The sequence below is a fragment of the Pseudomonas sp. 2 genome (genome assembly GCF_056627435.1).
In genome coordinates this window covers 127,492-148,188 of record NZ_JBWXNG010000011.1, presented here as the reverse complement: position 1 = coordinate 148,188, position 20,697 = coordinate 127,492, and the positions used below count along the sequence as shown (strand labels likewise).

The following is a 20,697-nucleotide window of genomic DNA, read 5'->3' as shown; positions in this document are numbered from 1 at the left end:
TGAATGGCACACCGCTTTCGCCAGCAAGCCGGCTCCCACTCCTTCGGCGGAAGCAGATCGCGAGAACGCCTCAAGGCCAGTAGCAGCACTCAGCCCGCTCGCTGGATCAGTGTAACTTCATCCGCGGCTCGGTCCCGCGGCCGATGCGGCTGCCGAGCATCAGCATCAGCGTGCGGAACGTGCCGTACAGCGCCATCTGGTGCATGCGGTACAGCGACACGTAGAACATTCGCGCCAGCCAGCCTTCGAGCATCACGCTGCCGGTCAGGTTGCCCATGAGATTGCCCACGGCCGAGAACTTCGACAGCGAGATCAGCGAGCCGTAGTCCTTGTAGCTGTACTCCGGCAATTCGCCACCTTCGATGCGCAGCTTCAGCGATTTCACCAGCAGCGACGCCTGCTGGTGCGCCGCCTGGGCGCGTGGCGGAACATTGCGGTCGGTGCCTTTCTGTGGGCACGCAGCGCAGTCGCCGAAGGCAAAAATGCTGTCGTCGCGCGTGGTCTGCAGCGTCGGACGCACCTGCAGCTGATTGATGCGGTTGGTTTCCAGCCCCGCGATGCCTTCCAGGAACGCCGGTGCACGAATGCCCGCCGCCCAGACTTTCAGCGTCGCCGGAATCAACTGACCCGTGTTCGTGACCAGGCCTTCAGCGGTGACCTCACTGACCGCCGAATTGGTCAGTACCGTCACGCCAAGCTTTTCCAAGGTCTTGTGCACGGGGCCGCCAATCCGCTCTGGCAGCGCAGGCAGCACGCGCGGACCAGCCTCGATCACAGTGATGCGCAGGTTTTCCGGCTTGATCTGGCCCAGCCCGTAGGCCGCCAGTTCGTGGGCGGCGTTGTGCAACTCGGCCGCCAGCTCGACCCCGGTGGCACCGGCGCCGACGATCGCCACGTTGATTTCTTCCGTCGCCGCCAGCTCACTGGCATGGGCGCGCAGGTAGCGGTTGAGCAGTTGCTGGTGGAAGCGCTCGGCCTGCTTGCGGGTGTCCAGGAACAGGCAGTGCTCGGCCGCACCCTTGGTGCCGAAATCATTGGTGGTGCTGCCGACCGAAATCACCAGCGAGTCGTAGTCCAGGCTGCGCGCCGGGACCAGCTCGTTGCCGTTTTCATCCAGCGTGGCGGCCAGGTGAATCTGCTTGTTCTCGCGGTCAAGGCCAGTCATGCGGCCCAACTGGTACTGGAAGTGGTTCCATTTGGCCTGCGCCACATAGTTGAGCTCGTCCTCGTAGGAGTTGAGCGAGCCGGCGGCCACTTCGTGCAGAAGAGGTTTCCAGATGTGCGTCAGATTGGCGTCCACCAGCGTGATGCTGGCCGTGCCTTTCTTGCCCAGGGTTTTACCCAGGCGGGTAGCCAGCTCCAGACCACCAGCGCCTCCGCCGACGATCACGATACGATGAGTCATGGGGATATCTCATAAGGCTTAAGGAATTCTCGATAGGCGCGATCTGCGCGAGCGCAAGGCAGCTCATAGCGTCAGATAGCTCAGTAAACGGCTCAACAGGCCCAACCCGATCACCACCGCCAGCACTATCACAAGGAGCAGCCAAGGCCGAAAAGGCCGACGCTCGACTTGGTGCTGAGGCGCGCGAAGGTAGTCTTCGACACGCTTCTGGTCCTCGGGGTTCAGGCGGCTGGTCATATGAGCCTCGTCATGAACGTTGATCGTCGTCAAAAGACGACGTTCGGGAATGCGTTACGTTCGTAGACGCCTTTTTCCGCCATTTCGATACAGCGGATTTCGGCGTGCGATAGCGCTTTGTAACATCGGCGCAGAAAATCCGCCATCACAGGCTGATCCCCACATCGAACACCGCGCTGCGGCCCAGATTGGTGCGCAGAAAATCCGGTGCATCAGGGTGGGCGAACAGCACGCGGGCGAAGGTCGGGCCCACCAGCGACAACGAACGCCAACCCTGGCGCAGGTATTCGGTGGGCGGGGGAAAGTGGCTATTCAGGTCCAGCACTTCGCGCTTGAGGCTGGCGAAGGCGATGATGTCCAGCTCGCTCAGGTCCAGCCCGCGCTCCTTGTAGTTGTGGGCTTTTTTGCGCAGGGTCGGCCCCAGGCGGCGCAGCAGGTCAGAGGCGGGAATGCGCTTGGGCTTGGCTTCCCGGCGCACCAACTGGCTCAGGGAAAAGGCGCTGCGCCGACGCTGCAATTCCTCGCGCCATTCATCGTTGAGTCGGCGCCCTTCATCGAGCACGAAGAACACCTCGAAACAGGCATCGCGAAACAGCACATCCGGCGGCTCTTGCCCGGCGGGCAGAAAGTCTTCATTGCGATGGGGGATGTTCAAGCCTTGCAACAAACGCTGACACACCCAGCGTTCCCGCTCCCATTTGCGCGCATTGGACAAGAACGTGTTGGCCTGCTCGGCCTGGATCGTCAACAGACGCAGGTAGTCGGAGTCATCCATGAGGGAGAGCTTAGCGCGGTGGCGTGAAGATGAAACACCTTGTGCAATCTGTAGGAGCGAATTTATTCGCGAATGCGCTGGCGGGGCGATGCATCTCTGTCGGATGTTCGATTTTTCGCGAATGAATTCGCTCCTACAGGGTGGGCGGTGTGTCAGCCGGAACTACAAATCCCGCTGCTTCCTGAACTGTCCTGGCGGCATGCCGTGGGCGTGGCGGAAGCGTCTGGAGAAGTAAGCTTCGTCGGCGAATCCGCACAATCTCGCGACTTCTCCTACCGGTTTGCTGCCGTTGAGCAACAGCGAGCGGGCCAGGTGCATGCGGCGTTCGAGCACCAGTTCGCTGAAGGTCTTGCCCACTTCCTTGCGCAGCCAGTGGGTCAGGTAATTGGGGGACAGGAAGGCGGCGGATGCTGCCTTTTTCAGGCTCAGGTCCGGGTCTGCGAGGTTCTTGCGCACGTATTCGGACATCCGCGCCAGGGCGTCGCGGCGGCTGCGTTCGGCGGCGTTGTCGTCGGCCATGAGCTTGATCGGCTCGGCATAGAGCTCACAAACCGTGCCGATCAGTTGCAACAGGCAACCCTTGAGGATTTCCCGGGTGCCGAACTGGCGGTTCTGGTCCAGCAGGCGCATGCGGTCGAGCAGGCGCTGGATCTCGGCGAACTGCGTGGCGTCGAGGATGAAGTCCAGATGCTCCTGAAAGCGGAAGGGTGACAGCTCCGGCGCCAGTGCGATGGCCACGTCTTCCAGGTCCAGCGGGTCGCACTGCAATTGCGGCAACAGGAAGTTCTGGGCGAAGTTGATCAGCAGGAAATTGCCTTCCGGCGGATGGGGAATCAGGTGCAGCTTGTGTGGGAGGATGAACGCCAGCGAGTTGCGCGGAAACGGCCTGACCACACCACCGATGTGTTGCACCGTATCGCCGCCCAGGTTGATCTGGATCTGGAAATACTCATGGCGATGGGGCGCGGTTTCGGTCTTGCCCTCGGTCTTGCCGCGAATGTAGAAGTCCGGGCGTTCGCTGCGTTGCTGCATGCCGTAAGTGGGGGCGCGGGTCGCTGAATCCATCGTGCGGTTCCTCATTGTTCTGGGCGCATTGTCGGTCGTCCTATGACTTGATTCAAAACCTTTCTTCTGGCAATCGCGAGATTTTTTGTCCAAAAAACCGGCTGCCTTCAGCGCTTTCGCCGATGGCTCTAGCGCAGGCTCTTTGGGCGAAAACGCTGCCATTTCGGCAAGTCCTGCCCGGCGCGGATTTCTTGGACAAACGCTAACAGCCCAACCCTGAAATTTAAAAACGTTCTAAGAGACGTCTTGTTTAAAACCAGTCGTACGATAAGTTAAAAGGGCGCTTCATCACTCGATTCCAATAAAAACAATGAGGAATTCTCATGTCGAGCAACCCTGACATTCAGGCGATCGATGCGGTCGTGGCCGCACCCAAAGCCGCCGCCATTGCCCGCCCAAGCACCCATCGGCGCTGGTTCATGCTCTCCCTGTTGCTGATCGCGACGATCATCAACTACGTCGACCGGGTCAATATCTCCATCGCCGCGCCCTTCATGGCCAAGGATCTGGGCCTGGACAAAGTCCAGATGGGCCTGATCTTTTCCGCATTCGCCTGGACCTACGCCTTCGCGCTGGTGCCCGCAGGGTTCATCGCCGACCGCTTCGGCTCGCGCCTGACCTACGGCGCCTCTCTGATCTCCTGGTCGGCGGTCACCGTTTGCCAGGGCCTGGCCGGCGGCTTCGCCTCGCTGTTCGGCATGCGCCTGGCCATCGGCGCCATGGAAGCGCCTGCGTTTCCGGCCAACAGCCGCGCCGTGACGGTCTGGTTCCCGGCCCGCGAGCGCGGCATGGCCAGCAGCATTTACGTCTGCGGCCAGTACCTGGGCACCGCGCTGTTCACCGGCCTGCTGCTGTGGCTGGCGACCACCTACGACTGGCGCCACGTGTTCTACAGCACCGGCATCGTCGGCATTGTGTTCGGTATCGCCTGGCTTTATCTGTATCGCGATCCGTTGAGCTGCAAAAAGGTCAGTAAAGAGGAACTGGCCTACATCGAGGACGGTGGCGGCCTGGTCAAGAGCAGTCAGGACAAGAACAAGTTCAAGTGGTCCCAGATCGCGGAGCTGTTCCAGTATCGTCAGGTCTGGGCGATCTGCATCGGCAAGTTCGCCAATACGTCGGTGCTGTATTTCTTCCTGACCTGGTTCCCGACGTACTTGATTGAAGAGCGTCATCTAACCATGGTCAAAGTCGGTATCTTTGCGGTGTTGCCCTTCATCGGCGCAACCGTGGGCATTCTGTTGGCAGGGATCGTTTCCGACTGGCTGATTCGTCGCGGTGTCTCGTTGTCCTTTGCCCGCAAGCTGCCATTGGTCGTGGGTTCGGCACTCGGCATGTCGATCATGCTGGTGAACTTCACAGACTCCAACACCGTCTGCATCGTGCTCTTGACCATCGCTTTCTTCGCTCAGGGCATTGCTTCCGCCTCATGGGCCGCGGTGTCTGAAATTGCGCCTAAGCAACTGATCGGCCTGACCGGTGGCATCACCAGCCTAGCGGCTAATATCGGCGGGATCGTGACGCCTATCGTCATCGGTCAAATCCTCCATCTCACCGGTGGTTTCGCTTGGGCGTTCTGGTTCATCGGTGGTCTGGCGTGTATGGGCTCTCTGTCTTACTCGCTGCTCTTGGGCCGGATTTACCGCATCGAATTGAAGGCCAAGTAAGTCTTGAAAATGTGTGTGTGACTTTCTGCCGAACTGGGCAAAGGCGTACGTGAGTGCGCCTTTTTTCTGCTCGCGATATTGAGTTTTTTAGTCCAGCGCGAACACGGTTTTGTCCAACTTTGCCGAAGTTCGATCCCGTAGTCTCTGGATGAAACGGCCAAGTGCCCTGAGGAAATTCCATGAGCAACTTTGTATTCGAACCCCAGCGTACTTCCAGCCTGCCGGTTGCCGACAGTGACGCGCGTTTTCCCATTGCCCGGGTGTTTTGCCTGGGCCGCAATTATCACTGGGGCGATGTGCAAAGCGGTGAGCGTGAAGTGCCAGCGTTTTTCATGAAGCCGGCCACGTCGGTGATCGATGCCACGGGCGAGCTGGATTTTCCCTGCCAGACCGAGCAGTTCTGCCACGAGATCGAACTGGTGGTGGCCATCGGCAGGGACGGTTTTCAGATCGGCGAAGCGCAGGCGTTGGAGCATGTCTGGGGCTACGCCGCTGGGCTGGACCTGACCCGCCGCGACCTGCAAATGGCGGCCAAGGCGGTGGGCAATCCCTGGGAGCCGGCCAAGGCGTTCGATGGCTCGGCGCCGATCACGCCAATCCGTGCGGTGCAAGTTCATGGCCACCCAACCCAGGGCGCGGTCTGGCTCAGCGTCAATGGCGTGGAACGTCAGCGCTCGGATCTGGAATGCCAGATCTGGTCGGTGGCCGAAGTCATCAGCCAGCTTTCCCGCTCGGTTCACTTGCGCGCGGGTGATCTGATCATGACCGGCACCCCGCCTGGCGTGGCAGCGCTGCAAGAGGGCGATGTGATCAATGGCGGCATCACAGGTGTCGGCGAATTCGAAGTCCGGGTCGGTCGCCGTCGCGCGGCCTGACTCACCCTCACAGGCAACAGGAGAACAACAATGACAGAACAATCGCTCTCGAAAATCGCCTTGGTCACCGGTGCAGGCAGCGGCATCGGTCGCGCCGTGGCGTTGGGGTTGCTGGAAGATGGCTACAAAGTGGTGGTGACTGGCCGCCGCATCGAGCCGCTGGAAGAGCTGGTGGCCCTGGCCCGCGAGCAGGGCGGCGAGGCGCTGGCGGTGTCTACCGATGTGCGCGATCCGGCCAGCGTCGACCGGCTGTTCGCGACCATCGAAGAGGTCTACGGCCGCCTCGATGTGGTGTTCAACAACGCAGGCGTCAACGCGCCAGCCGTGCCGATGGACGAGCTGCCGGTGGAGAAATGGCTGAGCGTGATCGACACCAACGTCACCGGGGTTTTCCTGTGCAGCCGCGGCGCATTCGGCCTGATGCGCAAGCAGTCGCCGCAGGGCGGCCGGATCATCAACAACGGCTCGATTTCCGCCCACGTGCCGCGCCCGTTCACCGCGCCTTACACCGCCAGCAAACACGCGGTACTGGGCCTGACCAAGAGCCTGGCGCTGGACGGTCGCGAATTCAACATCGCCTGCAGCCAGATTGACATCGGCAACGCGCTGACCGAGCTGTCGGTGCGCATGACCAAGGGCGTGCGCCAGGCCAACGGCTCGATCGCGGTGGAGCCGATGATCGACGTCAAACACATCGCCGACGCCGTGCGTTACATCTCGGCGCTGCCGCTGTCGGCCAACGTCCTGAACATGACCGTCATGGCCACCAACATGCCTTTCGTGGGCCGTGGCTGATCTGACCGCACCGACAAGAGCGAGACACTGATGAAACCTGAAATCCTGCAACTGAGCCCCATCCTGATCTCGGAAATCAACGCGCGCCTGAACGAGCTGTACACCGTGCGCCCTTACTTTCAGCAGACCGACAAGGCTGCCTACCTGCGTGAACACGGCGCCAACATTCGCGGCGTGGTGACCGGCGGGCACACCGGCATCACCCGCGCGGTGATGGAACAATTGCCGAAAGTCGAAGTGATCGCGGTCAACGGCGTCGGCACCGATGCGGTGGACCTGGCCTACGCGCGGGATCGCGGCATTCGCGTGACCGCGACCATCGGCGCGCTCACCGAAGACGTCGCTGACCTTGCCATCGGCCTGCTGATTTCCGCGTGCCGCGGCTTGGGCACCGGTGATCGCTATGTGCGTTCGGGCGAGTGGGCCAGGACACCGACGCCGCTGGTGCCGCTGCCTCTGGCGCGCCAGTTCAGTGGCATGCGTGTGGGGATCGTCGGGCTGGGCCGGGTAGGGCGCGCTGTCGCCACCCGCGCTGCGGCTTTCGGTTGCCCGATCAGCTACACCGACCTCAACCCGATGAGCGACGTGCCCTATACCTTCGTCAGTGATCTGGTAGAACTGGCTCGCCAGAGCGACGCGCTGATCGTGGCGGCAGCGGCGGACAAGGCCAAAGGCATCATCAATGCCCAGGTACTGGCCGCGCTGGGCAGCGAGGGGTACCTGATCAACGTCGCGCGCGGCAGCCTGGTCAATGAGCCTGAGCTGATCGCTGCGCTGGAGTCCGGGTCGATTGCTGGCGCGGGGCTGGATGTGTTCGTCGACGAGCCGAATGTGCCAGAGGCGTTGTTCGGGTTGGAAACGGTCGTACTGCAGCCGCATCGCGCCAGCGCCACTGTGCAGACTCGTACGCGCATGGGGCAGATGGTGTTGGCGAGCCTGGAGGTCGTGTTGAGCGGGTGTGAGCCGGTCGGCGCCGTCGCATAAGTATCGGGTATTTCGCTCGATATTGTGGGAGCCGGCTTGCTGGCGAATGCGGCGGGTCATTCAACTCATGCGTATCTGGACGGACGCATTCGCCAGCAAGCCGGCTCCCACAGGTTTGAGGTTCGCAAGTTCGCGCTTTTCAAGCCGGTGAACCGGCTTAAAACCCCGCCGACCCCAACGCCAGCTCCTGCACCAGAAAATCAATGAACGCCCGCGTCTTCATCGGCACCCGGCGTGCCGACGGGTACACCGCATTCACCGAAATCGCCGGCGCCTGCCACTCGCACAACACCGGCTTGAGCCGACCATCGGCCACGGCCCGCTCGATGATGAAATTGGGCAGCAGGGCGATCCCCATCCCCGACACCGCCGCCTGCGCCAGGATGTCGCCGTTGTTGGCGTGCAGCGGCCCGCTGACCGTGACCCGCTGGGTTTCCTTGCCGTTGCACAGTTGCAGACTGATGCCGCTCTGCAGGTAGCCATAACTGAGGAACTGATGATTGGCCAGGTCCTTGGGCGACTGCGGCTCGCCATGCTTGGCCAGGTACTCCGGCGAGGCGACCATCAACCGTGGCGCTGGTGCCAGGGAGCGCGCGACCATCGAGGAGTCGGGCAGGCTGGCAATCCGGATTGTCACGTCGAAGCCGCCCTTGACCGGATCGACCTGCTGGTCGCTCAACACAATCTGTAGCTCGACATTCGGATGGCGCTCGTTGAACAGCGGCAGCAGTGGCCCCAGCCGACTCAGACCAAACGACATCGGCGCGTTGACCCGCAGCACGCCACGAATCTCGCCCATGCCGGTGCGCGCACGCTGCTCGGCTTCGTCCAGCGCGGCGATGACATCGCGACAGGCATCGTAGTACTCGGCACCGGCTTCGGTCAGGTGCAGGCTGCGAGTAGTACGTTGCAACAATTGCACACCAATGGCCTCTTCCAGCGCCTGAATCTGTTTGCTGACTTTCGAGCGGGGCACGTCCAGTGCGCGGGCTGCTGCGGCAAAGCCGTTGGCGCCGACCGTGGCGACAAACGCGCGCATGCATTCGATGCGATCCATAAGTGTCTCTTGAAGGGAAACAATGAGCGCAAAGTCTAGGGATTCACCCCGATAAATGAAACCGACAAATGGTTTGTTACAGGCCGGTTTTTGACACGGCGCCACACATCTTCTTACAGCGCCGCAGGTGAATAAACTTACGCTTTGCGGTGTTATCGGGTCTGACACGCAGGCTTTTCAAAAGGTGTAGGCTGCTCTTAATCCGAACCCATAAGAAGTGTTTGCCATGATCGGAGCACAAGTACTGACCCCCGAAACCATGATCCTTGGCTGGGTGCTTTATTTGCCCGTCATTCTCTGGGCCCTGTGGCGCTGCCCGTGGATCGAGCTGTTCACTGACACCCGCCGCCAGCACGTGCTGTTCGGTACCGTATTCGCCCTGTTTCTGCTCTGGCTGCTGCGCCGCGATTTCGACACCGGCGTGTCCTATCACTTCATCGGCATGACCGCCGTGACGCTATTGCTGAACTGGCCGCTGGCGATCGTGGGCGGCCTGGTGGCCCAGTTGGGCATGTTGTCGATGGGGCACCAGGACCTGGCCTCGATGGGCGTCAACGGGGTCTTGCTGGTCGGCATTCCGGTCATGGTCACCGAAGCCTGCTGCCTGCTGGTCGAGCGCGCACAACCCAAGAGCCCATTTACCTACATCTTCTGTTCCGGATTCTTCGCCGCAGCGCTGACGGCCTTGCTCTGCCTGTTGCTGGCGATGGCGTTGCTGTGGACGGGCGGGCTGTTCGCCATGCCAGAGTGGCTGGGCGATTTCATCGGGTATCTGTGGCTGATCATCTTCCCCGAAGCTTTCATCAACGGTGTGATCGTGACCGCGCTGGTGGTGTTCTGCCCCGAGTGGCTCGAAACCTTCAACCGCACGCGGTACCTGTCCGAGCCCTGGGTGGATGATGGTGATACCTGAATCGAATGTTCAACGCTTCTCATTGTGGGAGTGAGCTTGCTCACGAAGAGCGCTGCGAATGCATAGAGTCAGTGCTGACGTGGCTCCAGCTCGCCGGAAAACAACTCGTCTTCGGCATCCGGCGCGACCGGAATCGCATGCTCTTCGGACGCCCAGGCGCCCAGGTCGATCAGCTTGCAACGGTCGGAACAGAACGGCCGGAACTTGCTCTCAGGCGTCCATTCCACAGGCGCTCCGCAGGTTGGGCATTTGACGGTCATTGGTTGGCTCATCATTGGCCTCCACGCAAAGTTAGATAAAAGTGATGCAGCCGCTCGACCTCGCTTTTCAGCCACGCCGGGTCGCGGTCGTTGACGATGACGTCGTCGGCGCGGCTCAGGCGATTTTCGCGAGTGGTCTGCGCCTTGAGAATCGCCCGCACCTGTTCCTCGTTGGTCTTGTCGCGCAGCACCGTGCGTTCGATCTGCAGCGCTTCCGGCACATCGATCACCAGCACCCGCTGGACCATCTGATGCTGAGTGGTTTCCAGCAGCAGCGGAGAGACCAGAATCGCGTAGGGCGATTCCGCGCGGGCCAGGTACTCGCGGATTTCCTCGCGAATCAGCGGATGCAGCAAGCCTTCCAGCCAGGCCCGCTGCTGCGGGTCCTTGAAGATCAGCTCACGCAGCGCCGCGCGATCCAGCGTGCCATCAGCCTGCAGCACACCTTCACCAAAGTGCTCGGCAATCTGCGCCAGGGCCGGACGCCCTGGTTCCACCACCCAACGGGCGGCGTTATCGGCGTCCACCAGGTGAACGCCCAAATCCACGAAGCACTTGGCAGCCGCGCTCTTGCCGCTGCCAATGCCGCCCGTCAGGCCCAGAATCCAGGGTGTTGAAGCAGAAGAAGTCATCGAAAACCGGCGATCTGCAAATATGAAGTGGTTATTTGATCACCCCACAGCAATGCGATCCACCCCGCAATCGCCAGATACGGGCCGAACGGAATCGGCGTGCTGGTCTGAACATTGCGCAAACGCAGCAGAATCAGCCCCAGCACCGCGCCGACAATCGACGACAACAGAATCGTCAACGGCAGAATCTGCCAGCCACCCCAGGCGCCGAGCATCGCCAGCAGCTTGAAGTCGCCGTAACCCATGCCTTCCTTGCCCGTGAGCAGCTTGAACAACCAGAACACCAGCCACAGCACCAGATAGCCAAATACCGCGCCCCACAACGCATCCGTCAGCGAAGCGAACAGGCCGAACGCATTGACGATCAACCCCAGCCACAACAGCGGCAGAACGATCGCATCCGGCAACAGCTGATGATCGGCGTCGATCAGACTCATCGACAACAACCCCCAACTCAACACCAACACCGCACCCGCCTGCCAGCCAAAGCCGAAATGCCAGGCCACAAAGGCCGACAACAACCCACAGGCCAGCTCCACCAACGGATAGCGCTTGCTGATCGGCGCCTTGCAACTCGAACACTTGCCACCCAAAAACAGATAGCTGATGACTGGCAGGTTTTCCCATGCGCGGATCTTGTGCGAGCAATGCGGGCAGCGGGAGTGGGGGAGGAGCAGGTTCAAGGTTTCTGCTTGAGGCTCAGGCGGGAGTTCCAGGACTTCGCGGGCCTGAATCTTCCAGTCGCGCAGCATCATTTTTGGGAGGCGATAGACGACTACATTGAGGAAGCTGCCGATCAGCAGGCCTAAAACCAGCGCGCAAAAAGCGAAGGCCAGCGGAGAGCTGGCCAGGAAGTCGGGGAGGGACATGGTTAGACCGTGTTGCCGAGTTGGAAGATAGGTAGGTACATCGCGATGACCAAGCCACCGACGATGACACCTAGCACGGCCATGATCATCGGTTCCATTAAACTTGTTAGGCTATCGACCAAGTTGTCGACCTCGTCTTCGTAGTAAGTTGCAACTTTATCGAGCATGGAGTCAAGAGCGCCGGACTCTTCTCCGATGGCGGTCATCTGAACAGCTAGCATCGGAAATACTCCCGTGCTGCGCATTGAGAAGTTTAGTTGCATTCCTGTTGAAACATCTTGTTTTACTTTCTGCACGGCGTTTCTGAATACTACATTTCCTGTCGCGCCTGCTACAGAGTCTAGAGCCTCGACTAGTGGAACACCAGCGGCGAACGTAGTAGAAAGGGTGCGAGCGTATCTCGCGACAGCTGACTTATAAAGTAGTTGTCCAATTATGGGGAGCTTTAGCAAGCTTCGATCTATAAAATTTCTGAATTTTTCAGATGTCCTATGTGCACGCTTGAAAGCAATGATCGCGAAAATTATTACTCCAATTAGCATCCACCAATAATCTTGAACTATTTGGGATATGCCTATCACTAATAGGGTGAATGCGGGAAGTTGAGCGCCAAAACCAGCAAAAATATCTTGGAATTGTGGAACGACTTTTAAAAGTAGTATCATCGTTACGACGAAGGCTACAACTACTACGGCAATTGGATAGGTCATGGCTTTTTTTATCTTGGCTTTGAGCGACTCTGTCTTTTCTTTGTATGTAGCCACTCGATCAAGCAGAGATTCCAGAGCCCCTGCTTGTTCGCCTGCATCAACTAGGTTGCAGAAAAGATCATCAAAGTACAGAGGTTTCTTTCTAAGTGATGTCGCCAAACTGTGCCCTGACGCGACTTCCTGCTTTACATCGTCCACCAATTTACGCATGTTCGGATTTTCTGAGCCCTCAATGATAATGTCGAACGACTGCAACAAAGGAACTCCAGCTTTCATCATGGTCGCCATCTGACGGCTGAAAAAAGCGATATCAAGCGGTTTGATTTTCTTCCCTGATCCGAATAGGGGAGCAGACTTTTTCTTCACCTTGGTCGGATTGATTCCTTGCTTTCGCAGCTGAGCCTTGACCAGTGCAGGATTGTGGCCGTTCAGCTCCCCGGTAACCTTGGTGCCTTTCTTGTCCAGCCCTTCCCAGGCATAAACACTGACTTTTACTGCTTTGGCTGGCATGCTCAGTCCTTGGTTACGCGGTTGATTTCCTCAAGGCTGGTCAAACCCTGCATGGCCTTCATGAGTCCGGAAGTGCGAAGATCGTTGTAGCCGTCTTTGCGCATCTGGGCGGAAATTTCCAGTGCATTACCCTCTTCCATGATAATCCGTTCCAGTGCAGGAGTGCTTTTGACTACCTCATAGATACCCACACGGCCTTTGTACCCTGCATTGCACTGTTCGCAACCGGCGGGAGCGTACAGTTTGAACGTTCCGATCTTGTCCTCTGGAAAGCCTTCCGTGAGTTGCGTTTCTCGAGGAATTTCAGTTTCTTTCTTGCAGTGAGGGCAAAGCTTCCGGGCCAGACGCTGGGCAATAATCAGATTAATTGAAGTCGCGATGTTAAATGCTGCAACTCCCATATGGTGCAGACGCGTCAGCGTTTCTGCGGCGCTGTTGGTGTGCAGCGTGGACAGCACCATGTGACCGGTTTGTGAGGCCTTGATCGCAATCTCGGCAGTTTCTAGGTCTCGAATCTCACCGACCATGATTACGTCTGGATCCTGACGCAGAAATGCACGTAAGGCCTGTGAGAAGTCCATGCCCTGACGGGGATTGACGTTGACCTGGTTTATACCTTCCAGGTTGATCTCGACGGGGTCTTCTGCAGTCGAAATGTTGATATCCGGGGTATTCAGAATGTTCAGCCCGGTGTAAAGCGATACGGTTTTACCTGAGCCGGTGGGGCCAGTTACCAGAATCATGCCTTGTGGTTTGCTCAACGCGTCGAGATACAGAGCCTTTTGGTCTGGTTCGTAACCCAGCGCATCAATGCCCATTTGTGCACTTGTTGGGTCAAGGATTCGCATCACGATCTTTTCACCCCAGAGAGTCGGCAGTGTGTTGACGCGAAAGTCGATAGCTCTGCTTTTGGAAATGCGTAGCTTGATCCGACCGTCCTGCGGCTTGCGTCGCTCGGAGATATCGAGCCCAGCCATGACTTTCAAGCGTGCTGCAATACGACCAGCCAATTGGGTGGGAGGCTTGGCTACTTCATGAAGAATGCCGTCAGTACGCAAACGAACGCGAAAAATTTTTTCATAGGGTTCGAAATGTAGGTCGGATGAGCCAAGGCGAATTGCGTCCATCAGCATTTTGTTGACGAATTTGACTACAGGGGCATCATCAGCGTCCTGCCCGCCAATCGCATTTTCCTTGCTATCGTCGACCGTTTCAATTTCAAGTCCCAGATCGACATCCGACATATCACCCAAACCCACGTTGCTATCGAAGAACTTCTCGATTGCTGCTGTGAGCTTGTCGTCCTCTACAAGAATTGCTTCGGTGTTGAGGCCGGTACTGAACTGGATGTCGGTAATTGCTTGATGATTTGTTGGATCGGATACGCCGACGAACAATTTGTTGCCGCGGCGCCAAAGTGGCAGTGCAGAGTGCTGGCGCACAAGCTTTTCGCTGACGAGCCCTTTAGGCTGACTTTCCTTGTCGAGTGTGCTCAGGTCAAGGAACGGTAGGCCAAATTGCTCGGAAGCAAGCTCCGCCAGTGTCAGGCTCTTGACCAGCTTGTTTTGCACTAGGTAATTAACTAGCGAGACCTTGTCGCGGCGAGCTTGCAGGTAAGCCTGTTGGGCAGCTTTTTCATTGAGGAGTTCGGCTACGACGAGTTGCTTCGCCAAACCAGTGAGGACGACATCAGTCATTACAGCCACCAGACACAGACAATAGTCCGTTTATAGCGTAGTCAGCCTTCGGTGCCAAATTTTGCAACGGCTGGTGACAAAAAATGTCAGGTTTTGCTGTTCAGGAGGAGTGGATATGCTCGGATGGCTTTACGCATCATGATTTTGTTGGCGCTTGTTTTGGCACGGCTCGTGCTGAGAGGAGTGGGTTGAAACTTTTAACGCTTGGAGTAGTAGCGATGAAAACTCAGAACGGTTTTACGTTGATTGAATTGATGATTGTGGTTGCGATCATCGGCATTTTGGCCGCTGTTGCATTGCCTGCGTATCAGGATTACACCATTCGTGCTCAGGCTACCGAATTGATGGGCCTGACTGATGGCGCTAAAGTCGCGGTCACAGAATATTACCAAACCAAAGGCTCGTTGCCCGCTGACGAAGCCGCGGCTGGGTACGGCGGTGCCTCTGGGACCTACACTGCGAGCGTTGGAATCAAGACGGGTATCATTACTGCCACAGCCAACACCACTAACGCCAACAAGGCTATTCAGGGCAAGACTATCACCCTTACCCCTGATACCGGTGGCACTAACAACACTATCGTATGGACATGCTCTGGTTCGATTGACGCGAAGTACCGTCCGTCCTCCTGCAAGTGATGTCGCTGCATGCTAATCAGGCAGCGCCAGTGTTGAGCAAGGCCTCCAGTCTGTGTTTGACATCTCCTTGGGTGTCGGCTGAGATATAAAGCAAAGCCGAAATAGCTCAGTCGGTAGAGCAGCGCACTCGTAACGCGAAGGTCGTAGGTTCGATTCCTATTTTCGGCACCAGCAACACCAAAAGCCCGGTCATCACGACCGGGCTTTTTCATGTCTGCTGTCCGCGTAACGCATGACCTGTAGGAGTGAGCTTGCTCGCGAAAACGATCCTCCAGGCCCCAATGTAGGCCTGAAAAAACACATCGCGGGCAAGCGCGCTCCTACAGGTTTCGCAGCCTCAAATACTCAACCGCATCGACAAATCCACCGCCTTCACATCCTTGGTCAATGTACCAATCGAGATGTAATCCACCCCCGTCTCCGCAATCGTACGCAAGGTCGCATCAGTCACCCCACCGCTCGCTTCGAGCTTGGCGCGGCCGGCGGTGAGGCGGACGGCTTCGCGCATGTCTGCCAGGGACAGCTCGTCAAGCATGATGATGTCGGCGCCGCCGGCCAAGGCCTGTTTGAGTTCGTCGAGGCTTTCGACTTCCACTTCCACCGGTTTGCCGGGGGCGATCTTGTGGGCGGCGGTGATGGCTTCGGCGATGCCGCCGCAGGCGGCGATGTGGTTTTCCTTGATCAGGAAGGCGTCGTAGAGGCCGATGCGGTGGTTGTGGCAGCCGCCGCAGGTGACAGCGTATTTCTGGGCCAGGCGCAGGCCGGGCAGGGTCTTGCGGGTGTCGAGGAGTTTGACCTGGGTGTCGGCGACCATGTCGGCGTAGTGCTGGGCGCGGGTGGCCACGCCCGAGAGCATCTGCAGGAAGTTCAGGGCGCTGCGCTCGCCGGTGAGCAGGGAGCGGGCCGGGCCTTCGAGGTGGAACAGGGCCTGGTTGGGTTTGACCCGTTCGCCGTCGGCGACTTGCCAGTGCACGGCCACGCGCTGATCGAGCTGGCGAAATACGCTGTCGACCCAGGCGGTACCGGCGATCACCGCGTCGTCGCGGGAGATCACGGTGGCCTTGGCCAGACGCTCGGCGGGGATCAGTTGCGCGGTGATGTCACCACTGCCGACGTCTTCGAGCAGCGCGCGGCGCACGTTGGCTTCGATTTCAGCGGTCAGGGCGGCAAGACGTAGATTCGGCATATCGGACTCCACTTACTAAGTGGCCGGAGTATAAGGCAGTCGACAGCACCAACCCACCCACGCCGCGCCATCCATTTGCGCGCCTGACCTGCATTTTGTCGGTTTTTTCACCTGTTATGCGACAGAACGCGATTTTCGCGGTCTATCGCTGCACGTGCCGCTCCGACTGGTCCTACGCTTGTAGTACGGTGAAGTTTTTGACCACGACAACGAGACCGCTGGCGAGCGGAAGGCATTTCAAAGATAATTCGCCTCGATTGCTGTCAGAGCTTTGACGTCATAGCCTTGACGTATGCCGAAACACCCCAGGGACTACACATTCGAGATCCGTCCAGATGGAGGTCTTCTTCATCTGGTTTCAGGTTGTGGCTGATGCAGTAGCTGTTGTTAGTGGTGGTTGAAAGAATGGAGTCCTTGATGCAGAACGACCCTAAAGTGGTGCCCTTGAGCAAGACGAGCCCGGATCATCCGGGCGCTTCGCCTGTCGCTCGGCTGCCTGTCGTTTTGTTGCAGGTGCGCGACAAGGCCGCCCAGCAACTCAAGGAAAGCCTGCAGACCCTTTTCGATAACGCCGATGACACGCTGTTCGAGATGGCCGACCGGGCGCGCAACAACGCCGAGCAGAGCATCTTCTTCGAAGCCATGCGCGACCTGCGCCTGAAGCGCAAAAGCATCGAGCGCAATTTCCTCGATAAATTCTTCGAAGCCTTCCTGCGGCTTGGCCAGTACGAAATCGCCGAGCCGATCCTCACCGACCCGGTGTCCTTCGACAAGCTGGCGCTGGTCCACAACGACGACCTGGAGCGCACGGTCGCCGTGGACACCATGGTCACCAAGGTGATGAACCGCGACGGCGTGGCGCTGGGCCAGTTGACCACCCGTTTGAATGAGTTGATTCCTCAGACGTTGACCGATGAAAGCAACCCCATGGGGCCGACCCTGCTGTGCGATTTCTTCTTGCAGGCCGGGCGCAATCTGGGGGTGGAGATCAAGGTCAAGCTGATCATTCTCAAGCTGTTCGAAAAGTACGCGCTGAGCAACGCCGACCAGCTCTACGAAGAAGCCAATTACCTGCTGATCACCGCCGGTGTGCTGCCGGAGCTGAAAGTGCTGCCGTCGCGTCGCTCCACCGACCGTTCGACGGCCACCGCGCAAACCGCAGAAGCCCAGCGCGCCGACAGCGCGGCGCTGGTGCAGGCCGCCGAGAAGCTCGACAAGAGCGTGCAGGAAGTCTTCGGTGCGCTGCAGGAGTTGCTGGTGCATGTGCGCGGCAACCTCACGCCGCGCCCGGACAGTGTCACCGAGGCGCGGCCGATCTCCAGCCAGGACCTGCTGCGCCTGCTCTCGCATCTTCAGCAATATGTCCCTCGCGCCGAGACGCCGGACGACTTCGACCTGCGCGCGCAGCTGGAGCAACTCATCGGCCGGGTCAGCGCACGCAGCGGCAAGTTCCGCACCGTCGGCACGATGGACGAGGACGTGATTAACCTGATCTCGATGCTGTTCGAGTTCATTCTCGACGACCGCAACTTGCCCAGCTCGCTGCGCGCGCTGATTGGCCGGCTGCAGATCCCGATGCTGAAAGTCGCGGTCATCGACAAGAGTTTCTTCAGCCGTGGCAGCCATCCGGCGCGGCGGCTGCTCAACGAGATCGCATCGGCGGCGCTGGGCTGGGGCGGGCGCGACGACAGCCAGCGCGACTCGCTGTACACCCGCATCGATCAAATCGTGCAGCGCTTGTTGCACGACTTCGTTGATGACCCGGCGATCTTCACCGAACTGCTGGTGGACTTCCTCGCGTTTACCAGCGATGAGCGCCGCCGCAGTGAACTGCTCGAACAACGCACCCGCGACGCCGAAGAGGGCCGCGCGCTGGCCGAGCTGGCGCGTCAGCAGGTGCAACAGGCGCTCAATGATCGCCTGCTGGGCAAGACGCTGCCCGAGGTGGTGGTGCGCTTGCTGCAGGAGGCGTGGAGCAAGGTGTTGCTGCTGACTTGCCTCAAGCATGGCGAGCAGTCCGCCGAGTGGCAGTCGGGTTTGCAGGCCATGGACGATCTGATCTGGAGCGTCGAGCCGCACGATGAGCCCGAGGCCCGTCAGCGCCTGCTGGAACTGGTGCCCGGGTTGCTCAAGTCGTTGCGCGATGGCCTGAGCAGCGCGGCGTTCGACCCGTTCGCCACCAGTGAGTTTTTCAGCCAGCTCGAAGCCTTGCATGTGCAGGCGTTCAGCTATGCGGCGCGTGCTCCTCAGCCGGAAACCGAGGCACCTCAGCAAGCGGACGAGGGGCCGTCGATGATGGCGGTGGTGGAAGAGATCGTGCTGGTCGCGCCCGGTGAGCAAGTGCTGCGCGAGCCGGCATTGAGCCTGCCCGAGAATGACGAAGGGCTGCTGCAGGTCGATAAATTGCGCCTGGGCAGTTGGGTCGAGATTCAGGAAGACGAAGACCACAAGCTGCGCTGCAAGCTGGCGGCCATCGTCGAGCCGAGCGGGCGTTATGTGTTCGTCAATCGCACCGGCATGAAGGTGCTCGAGAAAACCCGCATGGGTCTGGCGGTGGAGTTTCGTCGCGGGGCGATTCGCGTGCTGGATGATTCGCTGCTGTTTGACCGTGCGCTTGAGTCAGTGCTGGGCAATCTGCGCAAGCTCAAGGGTTGAATCCTCATCCCGTAGCAGCACGGCTTGCCGGCGGGAGCGATATGTCTGTGACAGATGTATTGCCTGACACACCGCTCCCGCCGGCAAGCCGTGCTGCTACGGTTTCGTGTACGCCCGCGAAATTACCGAAACACCTCATTCCCGTCGTAGCAGCGCAGCTTCGCAACATCGAATCACCATTGCTCCCCACATCGTCTCTCATCGCGGGCATACTGGCCGCTGTCGATCCACGCTCTAAGGACCCTCCATGCGACTGGACCCTGCCACGGGCTGGTGCCACGGCGCGCATCCGTGCCCTTCGCCCAATTTCAATGACCGCCCCGAGGCGGAAATCTCGCTGCTGGTGATCCACAACATCAGCCTGCCGCCCGCGCAGTTCAAGACGGGCAAGGTTCAGGAGTTCTTCCAGAACCGTCTGGACGTCACCGAACACCCTTACTTTGAAGGCATCGCTGAGCTGCGGGTGTCCGCGCATTTTCTGATCGAGCGTGATGGTGAGCTGACCCAGTTCGTCTCCTGTCTGGATCGGGCCTGGCATGCCGGCGTCTCGTTCTTCGAGGGGCGCGAGACGTGCAACGATTTCTCCATCGGCATCGAGCTGGAAGGCACTGACGATCAGCCGTTCACCGACGCCCAGTATCAAGCGCTGATCGCGCTGACCCAGCAGTTGCAGGCGGCATGGCCTGCGATCACTACGCAGCGTATTTGCGGGCACAGCGACATCGCCCCGGGACGCAAGACCGATCCGGGTCCATGCTTTGACTGGGCGCGGTTTCGTGCGGCTTTACAGGATTGAATCAAGGAGCAGGTGATGAGTTTTCTGGTGTTGCTGTTGGCGGTGTGGATCGAGAAGTTTTCCGCCCTGCGTCAGCGTGTGCAACGTGATGCGCCGTGGCTGTACCAACTGAGCCGGCTGGAATCGAACCCGAGTACGGCCAAGCGCCCGTGGTGGATTCTGTCGCTGATCGTGTTGCTGCCGCTGCTGGTCCTGGCTCTAGTGCTGTGGATCGTTGGTTCTGTCGCGTATGGCTGGCTGGCGCTGCCGATTCATCTGTTGGTGCTGATCTACAGCCTGGGGCGCGGCGACATCAAGGCCAACCTGGGTTCGTTCCGCGATGCCTGTCGGCGGGGCGATCAGGAAGCGGCCGTGCTAGTGGCCGAACGCGATCTGGGCGTGCGCGCCGAGAACGAAGAGCAACTGCTCGGTGGCGCGCAGACCTACCTGCTGTGGCAGGTGTATCAGGGGTTCTTTGCGGTGATCTTCTGGTATTTCCTGCTGGGCCCGGTCGCGGCCTTGGCCTATCGCCTGCTGGCACTGGCGGCCGAGCATGGCAAGACTCAGCCGCTGATCGAGCGCGCCACCCAGCTGCGTCATGCCTTCGACTGGGTGCCGGTGCGTTTGCTGGCGGCGAGTTTCGCACTGGTGGGCAACTTCGTGGCGGTCAGCCGGGTCATGCTCGGTGAGCTGCTGAACTGGAACATCAGCGCCGCGCAATTGATCACCAAGGTGGGCTGCGTGGCTGGAGAAGTACCGGCGCCGGTGGTGGGTGCCGAAGGCGTGAACAGCCTGGATGTGCTGTGGGAGTTGCTGATTCGTGCGGCGATTGTCTGGTACGTCGGATTTGCGCTGTGCACGTTGTTTATCTGACCTAAGGCTGAACACCGCACCTGTGGGAGCCGGCTTGCTGGCGAATGCGGTGTGTCATTCAACTCATGGGTGTCTGACCAAACGCATTCGCCAGCAAGCCGGCTCCCACAGGTCACGCA

The 20,697-nt window shown here is 59.4% G+C and carries 20 protein-coding genes and 1 tRNA gene; 10 read left to right on the top strand and 11 right to left on the bottom strand.

Annotated elements, in window-relative coordinates; all coding sequences use genetic code 11:
• Positions 1-106: 106 nt before the first annotated feature.
• The 4 genes from AC1MEK_RS19010 to AC1MEK_RS18995 all read right to left on the bottom strand — a co-directional run bounded on the left by AC1MEK_RS19010 (position 107) and on the right by AC1MEK_RS18995 (position 3,482).
• Positions 107-1,405, bottom strand: a complete 1,299-nt coding sequence (locus AC1MEK_RS19010) for an NAD(P)/FAD-dependent oxidoreductase (RefSeq protein ID WP_480397813.1) — start codon at positions 1,403-1,405, stop codon at positions 107-109.
• Between the two features lie 63 nt (positions 1,406-1,468).
• The gene (locus AC1MEK_RS19005) at positions 1,469-1,642 is read right to left on the bottom strand and encodes a DUF3094 family protein (protein ID WP_480397812.1); all 174 of its coding nucleotides are present in this window, start codon (positions 1,640-1,642) and stop codon (positions 1,469-1,471) included.
• Between the two features lie 145 nt (positions 1,643-1,787).
• Complete coding sequence (locus tag AC1MEK_RS19000; RefSeq protein WP_480397811.1) at positions 1,788-2,417, bottom strand: DUF1780 domain-containing protein; 630 nt, start codon at positions 2,415-2,417, stop codon at positions 1,788-1,790.
• Between the two features lie 162 nt (positions 2,418-2,579).
• Positions 2,580-3,482 (bottom strand): helix-turn-helix transcriptional regulator, encoded by a 903-nt coding sequence (locus tag AC1MEK_RS18995; protein ID WP_480397810.1) that lies wholly within the window; start codon positions 3,480-3,482, stop codon positions 2,580-2,582.
• A gap of 323 nt (positions 3,483-3,805) precedes the next feature.
• On the opposite strand from AC1MEK_RS18995, the gene AC1MEK_RS18990 reads away from it, so the two are divergent.
• The 4 genes from AC1MEK_RS18990 to AC1MEK_RS18975 all read left to right on the top strand — a co-directional run bounded on the left by AC1MEK_RS18990 (position 3,806) and on the right by AC1MEK_RS18975 (position 7,803).
• Complete coding sequence (locus tag AC1MEK_RS18990; protein ID WP_480397809.1) at positions 3,806-5,149, top strand: MFS transporter; 1,344 nt, start codon at positions 3,806-3,808, stop codon at positions 5,147-5,149.
• Between the two features lie 179 nt (positions 5,150-5,328).
• Positions 5,329-6,024, top strand: coding sequence for a fumarylacetoacetate hydrolase family protein (locus AC1MEK_RS18985; protein WP_480397808.1), 696 nt, complete (start codon positions 5,329-5,331; stop codon positions 6,022-6,024).
• Positions 6,025-6,054: 30 nt separating this feature from the next.
• Complete coding sequence (locus AC1MEK_RS18980) at positions 6,055-6,819, top strand: SDR family oxidoreductase (RefSeq protein ID WP_480397807.1); 765 nt, start codon at positions 6,055-6,057, stop codon at positions 6,817-6,819.
• 30 nt (positions 6,820-6,849) lie between these two features.
• Complete coding sequence (locus AC1MEK_RS18975) at positions 6,850-7,803, top strand: 2-hydroxyacid dehydrogenase (RefSeq protein WP_480397806.1); 954 nt, start codon at positions 6,850-6,852, stop codon at positions 7,801-7,803.
• 157 nt (positions 7,804-7,960) lie between these two features.
• Here AC1MEK_RS18975 and AC1MEK_RS18970 read toward each other — a convergent pair whose 3' ends face one another.
• On the bottom strand, positions 7,961-8,860 hold the full coding sequence (locus tag AC1MEK_RS18970) for a LysR family transcriptional regulator (protein ID WP_480397805.1): 900 nt from the start codon (positions 8,858-8,860) through the stop codon (positions 7,961-7,963).
• A gap of 226 nt (positions 8,861-9,086) precedes the next feature.
• Here AC1MEK_RS18970 and AC1MEK_RS18965 point away from each other — a divergent pair, with 226 nt between their 5' ends.
• Positions 9,087-9,773 (top strand): energy-coupling factor ABC transporter permease, encoded by a 687-nt coding sequence (locus AC1MEK_RS18965; protein ID WP_480397804.1) that lies wholly within the window; start codon positions 9,087-9,089, stop codon positions 9,771-9,773.
• A gap of 68 nt (positions 9,774-9,841) precedes the next feature.
• Here the strand turns inward: AC1MEK_RS18965 and yacG are convergent, their stop codons facing one another.
• The 5 genes from yacG to pilB are packed head-to-tail and all read right to left on the bottom strand — an operon-like array spanning position 9,842 to position 14,451.
• Positions 9,842-10,045, bottom strand: coding sequence for a DNA gyrase inhibitor YacG (gene yacG, locus AC1MEK_RS18960; RefSeq protein ID WP_480397803.1), 204 nt, complete (start codon positions 10,043-10,045; stop codon positions 9,842-9,844).
• On the bottom strand, positions 10,045-10,665 hold the full coding sequence (gene coaE, locus AC1MEK_RS18955; protein WP_480397802.1) for a dephospho-CoA kinase: 621 nt from the start codon (positions 10,663-10,665) through the stop codon (positions 10,045-10,047). Before coaE ends, yacG begins: the two co-directional genes overlap by 1 nt.
• Positions 10,662-11,534, bottom strand: a complete 873-nt coding sequence (locus AC1MEK_RS18950; protein WP_480397801.1) for a prepilin peptidase — start codon at positions 11,532-11,534, stop codon at positions 10,662-10,664. Before AC1MEK_RS18950 ends, coaE begins: the two co-directional genes overlap by 4 nt.
• Positions 11,535-11,536: 2 nt before the next feature.
• Complete coding sequence (locus AC1MEK_RS18945) at positions 11,537-12,754, bottom strand: type II secretion system F family protein (protein WP_480397800.1); 1,218 nt, start codon at positions 12,752-12,754, stop codon at positions 11,537-11,539.
• A 2-nt stretch (positions 12,755-12,756) separates the two neighbouring features.
• The gene (gene pilB, locus AC1MEK_RS18940; protein WP_480397799.1) at positions 12,757-14,451 is read right to left on the bottom strand and encodes a type IV-A pilus assembly ATPase PilB; all 1,695 of its coding nucleotides are present in this window, start codon (positions 14,449-14,451) and stop codon (positions 12,757-12,759) included.
• A gap of 83 nt (positions 14,452-14,534) precedes the next feature.
• On the opposite strand from pilB, the gene AC1MEK_RS18935 reads away from it, so the two are divergent.
• Both AC1MEK_RS18935 and AC1MEK_RS18930 read left to right on the top strand, forming a co-directional pair.
• Positions 14,535-15,089, top strand: a complete 555-nt coding sequence (locus AC1MEK_RS18935; RefSeq protein WP_480397798.1) for a pilin — start codon at positions 14,535-14,537, stop codon at positions 15,087-15,089.
• A 95-nt stretch (positions 15,090-15,184) separates the two neighbouring features.
• Positions 15,185-15,260: transfer RNA gene (locus AC1MEK_RS18930), tRNA-Thr, on the top strand.
• 166 nt (positions 15,261-15,426) lie between these two features.
• Here the strand turns inward: AC1MEK_RS18930 and nadC are convergent.
• Entirely contained in the window at positions 15,427-16,275 is an 849-nt protein-coding gene (nadC, locus tag AC1MEK_RS18925; RefSeq protein WP_480397797.1) for a carboxylating nicotinate-nucleotide diphosphorylase, read from the bottom strand.
• Positions 16,276-16,692: 417 nt separating this feature from the next.
• On the opposite strand from nadC, the gene AC1MEK_RS18920 reads away from it, so the two are divergent.
• From AC1MEK_RS18920 to ampE, 3 genes are all read left to right on the top strand, one after another.
• Positions 16,693-18,930, top strand: coding sequence for a DUF1631 domain-containing protein (locus AC1MEK_RS18920; protein ID WP_480397796.1), 2,238 nt, complete (start codon positions 16,693-16,695; stop codon positions 18,928-18,930).
• Positions 18,931-19,177: 247 nt separating this feature from the next.
• Entirely contained in the window at positions 19,178-19,726 is a 549-nt protein-coding gene (gene ampD / locus AC1MEK_RS18915; RefSeq protein WP_480397795.1) for a 1,6-anhydro-N-acetylmuramyl-L-alanine amidase AmpD, read from the top strand.
• Positions 19,727-19,741: 15 nt separating this feature from the next.
• Positions 19,742-20,578 (top strand): regulatory signaling modulator protein AmpE, encoded by an 837-nt coding sequence (gene ampE, locus AC1MEK_RS18910; RefSeq protein ID WP_480397794.1) that lies wholly within the window; start codon positions 19,742-19,744, stop codon positions 20,576-20,578.
• Positions 20,579-20,697 lie beyond the last annotated feature (119 nt).